Annotated in this window: 4 protein-coding genes; 3 read left to right on the top strand and 1 reads right to left on the bottom strand. The window is 63.5% G+C overall.

Annotated features, from left to right (window positions below; all coding sequences use genetic code 11):
• Positions 1-276 precede the first annotated feature (276 nt).
• Together MOV75_RS31595 and MOV75_RS31590 are read left to right on the top strand one after the other, a co-directional pair.
• Complete coding sequence (locus MOV75_RS31595) at positions 277-468, top strand: DUF1192 domain-containing protein (protein ID WP_246931257.1); 192 nt, start codon at positions 277-279, stop codon at positions 466-468.
• A gap of 558 nt (positions 469-1,026) precedes the next feature.
• Positions 1,027-1,536, top strand: a complete 510-nt coding sequence (locus MOV75_RS31590; RefSeq protein ID WP_246931258.1) for a DUF1465 family protein — start codon at positions 1,027-1,029, stop codon at positions 1,534-1,536.
• 370 nt (positions 1,537-1,906) lie between these two features.
• Here MOV75_RS31590 and rpmE read toward each other — a convergent pair whose 3' ends face one another.
• Positions 1,907-2,134 (bottom strand): 50S ribosomal protein L31, encoded by a 228-nt coding sequence (rpmE, locus tag MOV75_RS31585; RefSeq protein WP_007599895.1) that lies wholly within the window; start codon positions 2,132-2,134, stop codon positions 1,907-1,909.
• Between the two features lie 244 nt (positions 2,135-2,378).
• On the opposite strand from rpmE, the gene MOV75_RS31580 reads away from it, so the two are divergent.
• On the top strand, positions 2,379-3,432 hold a 1,054-nt coding region (locus tag MOV75_RS31580; protein ID WP_247007278.1), incomplete at its 3' end, for an ABC transporter transmembrane domain-containing protein.

Genomic DNA, 3,432 nt, shown 5'->3' with positions numbered 1-3,432 from the left:
GACGCCGCCATCCACACCGCAGGCGTTGTCGGCAAGCCCGTACTCGAGCGCGGCGCGCGTAACCGGACGGTCGTTGAGGATGAGCTGGCCCTGCCGCATCTGGATGCGGTCCGCCGGGCTTGGAGATGGCGACCACGGTCATTTGCGCGGGCAGCTTGTCCATGATGTGTCCTTGAGCAAAGGTGCGGGAGGAAACGAGGCCATTGCTTAGCCAGCGCGGTCCAAGCTGGCAACCGCCTCAGCCGTGTGCCCAGTGCGAACGCAGGAGGAACGATCATGCCGACGGAAGACGACGACCGCCCGCGCAAGAAGATCACGCATGAAATCGGACAGGATCTCTCACTGTTGTCCGTGGAGGAACTGACCGAGCGCGTCGCCCTGCTCAAGACCGAGATCGCAAGGCTGGAAGAAGCCGCCACCAAAAAGCGCGCCTCGCGCGATGCGGCGAACAGTATTTTCAAGTCGTAGCCCCCGGCGTTGGACTGAAGCTGGCCGCATGCGGCAGTCCTCATCCCGAGGGACCGTGAAGCGGTCGTCTCGAAGGATGGCCAAGCGCGAGAGCGGGCCGTCATGGTTCGAGACGCGCGCGAAGAGCGCGCTCCTCACCATGAGGGTCTAGCTGATGAGAAGCTAGCTGCGGCCTTCGCCGGGACGACGCGCGGAGGAAGTTTGTTCCGCAGTGCACTCGGCCACTGACCGACATGGCTAACGAACTCTCAAAAATTTAGCTCGTTTACCGTCGATTAAGCTTTCGGGTTTATGACTGGAACTGTCCTCGTTTGGACACCGAGTGGCTCCTGTCCACTCTGTTTGACGCCTCCCTGTTATCAACTTTCAAAGCCGCCGGTCTTCCGGCGGCTCTTTTTTGCTTTTTTGGGTCTCGTTCCGGTTGAATTCCGAGGAATGACGCGCGGAAACCATATCCGCGCATGTCGCTGGACTCCGCGTCCCGCCCGCGCAATGATTTGTTCATCATAAGCCGGCGCCAAGCCGGATCGTCAAACAGTTGCGTAAGAGGCGTTAATCATGGAACGTTTGCAGGCCGACGGCGCTCTCGTTCAACTCAGCGAGCGGTTCACCAATTCTGCGGCGTTCGGCGTCCTGTTCCGCGAGGGCATGGACCTCGTCGAAGAGACCGCCGCCTATCTCGACGGCGACGGCCGCACCGAGGCCAAGGCGCTCGACCGTGCCGTCAGCCTCACCTACGCGACCGAGAGCATGCGTCTCACCACCCGCCTGATGCAGCTCGCCTCGTGGCTGCTGCTGCACCGTGCGGTGAAGGAAGGCGAGATGACGCTGAGCCAGGCCAATCGCGAGAAGACCAAGGTCAAGCTCAGTGCGGCCGATCCCGGCCCCGCCGACACCATCGAGAAGCTGCCCTCGCAGCTCCAGGACCTGATCCATCGTTCGATGAGCCTGCAGACCCGCGTGCGTCGCCTCGACACCACCATCCACACCCCGCCGGCCGAGCACGTCGCGATCGGCAACCCGCTGGTGCCGCATCTCAACGCGCTGAAGGCGGCGTTCGAGCGGTAGGTTCGCAGCTGCCGCAGGGGCACGCTGCCGTAGGGTGGGCAAAGGCGCGTAGCGCCGTGCCCACCATGCCTCACTTGGGACTACAACAAGGGTTTCGTGGGCACGCTTCCGCCTTCGCTCTTCGAGCTACGGCGGACAAGTCGCTTTGCCCACCCTACGAGACCATCCGTGCATTGAATGTTGAACCCTCACCCTGAGGTGGCCGCGTAGCGGCCCCACGCGATGCTCTGCATCGCGCGGCTCGCGCCTCCAGCGACGAGCGCGCCGCGCTCGCGCAGGGATGACGGATCGAACGCTGGAGACGACGGCACAAACAAAAACGCCCCTGGTCTCCCAGGGGCGTTTTTCGTCTCCACCCTTGCGGGCCGGATCAATCCTTTTTGAGGAAGCCCGAAAACTTCTTCTGGAAGCGCGAGACGCGGCCGCCGCGATCCATCAGCTGGGCGTTGCCGCCGGTCCAGGCCGGGTGCGACTTCGGGTCGATGTCGAGGTTCAGCGTGTCGCCTTCCTTGCCCCAGGTGGAGCGGGTCAGGTACTCGGTTCCGTCGGTCATCACGACCTTAATTGTATGATAGTTCGGGTGAATTTCGGCTTTCATGGCAATTCCTCGGCGCCCCGGCGCCTTCTTGGGTGGCTATCGAATGACGGATTTGGGCGGCTCTATACCTCACGATATCAGGTAAAACAAGCTATCCCGGGCGGTGAACCGGGCTTACCCCTAAGGGACATCCCGGATTTGCCACTACCCTTGCACCGGCCTATTGGGAGCAAACGAATGCAATGGGTCGGATCTCATGAGCGCAGTGGAACGGCTTGATGACCAATATGTCGATCAGCCCGGAATGAACTCCCAATTGAATTCCCAATTGAATTCCGCCGACACCCCGTCGATCGAAGCCGAGCTGATCGAAGAGCCGGCCAAGGGTCGTGCCAAGCTGCGGCCGCTGCTTGCGCTCGCGCCCTATGTGTACCGCTATCGCGGCCGCGCGGCGCTCGCCTTCGTCGCACTTACGGTCGCGGCGCTGACCACGCTGCTGGTGCCCGTCGCGGTGCGCCGGATGATCGATTTCGGCCTGACGCCCGAGGGCATCGAGCTGATCAACAGTTACTTCTCGGTGATGCTCGCGGTGGTCGCCGTGCTCGCGCTCGCCAGCGCCGCGCGCTACTACCTCGTGATGACGATCGGCGAGCGCATCGTTGCCGACCTCAGGCGCGACGTGTTCGCTCATCTGCTCTCGCTCTCCCCCGCCTTCTTCGACTCCGCGCGCAGCGGCGAATTGATCTCGCGGCTCACCGCCGACACCACCCAGCTCAAATCGGCCGTCGGCGCCTCCGTGTCGATCGCGCTGCGCAATTTGATGATGTTCCTGGGCGCCGCGACGATGATGGTGATCACGAGCCCGAAGCTGTCGGGCTTCGTGCTGCTGGCCATCCCCTTGATCGTGCTGCCGCTGGTCGCCTTCGGGCGCTGGGTGCGGCGGCTGTCGCGCAATGCGCAGGACACCCTCGCCGAGGCCTCGGCCTATGCGGGCGAGCTGGTTGGTGCGATCCGCACCGTGCAGGCTTATACCAGCGAGCCATTCGCCGAGAAGCGGTTCGGCGGCGAGGTCGAGCAGGCCTATGAGGCGGCGCGCACCTCGACCCAGGCTCGCGCGGTGCTTACCGCCATCATCATCTTCATCGTGTTCGCAAGCGTGGTGGCGATCCTCTGGATCGGCTCGCATGACGTGCTGACCGGCGCGATTTCGCCGGGCCGGCTCGGTCAGTTCGTGCTTTACGCGGTGTTCGCCGCAGCGGGTCTCGGCCAGCTCAGCGAGGTCTGGGGCGAGGTTTCGGCGGCATCAGGCGCGGCCGAGCGCCTTTTCGAGATCTTGCACGTCGAGCCCGACATCAAGG

Origin of the sequence: Bradyrhizobium sp. PRIMUS42 (assembly GCF_023006515.1) — a bacterium.
GTDB lineage: Bacteria > Pseudomonadota > Alphaproteobacteria > Rhizobiales > Xanthobacteraceae > Bradyrhizobium.
The sequence above is the reverse complement of the archived record's forward strand: the minus strand, read 5'-3'. Positions and strand labels throughout refer to the sequence as shown.

What these genes read in the sequence shown, in the direction of transcription:
- MOV75_RS31590 (WP_246931258.1), top strand. Translation starts at nt 1,027, where the DNA reads ATGGAACGTTTGCAGGCCGACGGCGCTCTCGTTCAACTCAGCGAGCGG.
- rpmE (WP_007599895.1), bottom strand. Translation starts at nt 2,134, where the DNA reads ATGAAAGCCGAAATTCACCCGAACTATCATACAATTAAGGTCGTGATG.
- MOV75_RS31595 (WP_246931257.1), top strand. Translation starts at nt 277, where the DNA reads ATGCCGACGGAAGACGACGACCGCCCGCGCAAGAAGATCACGCATGAA.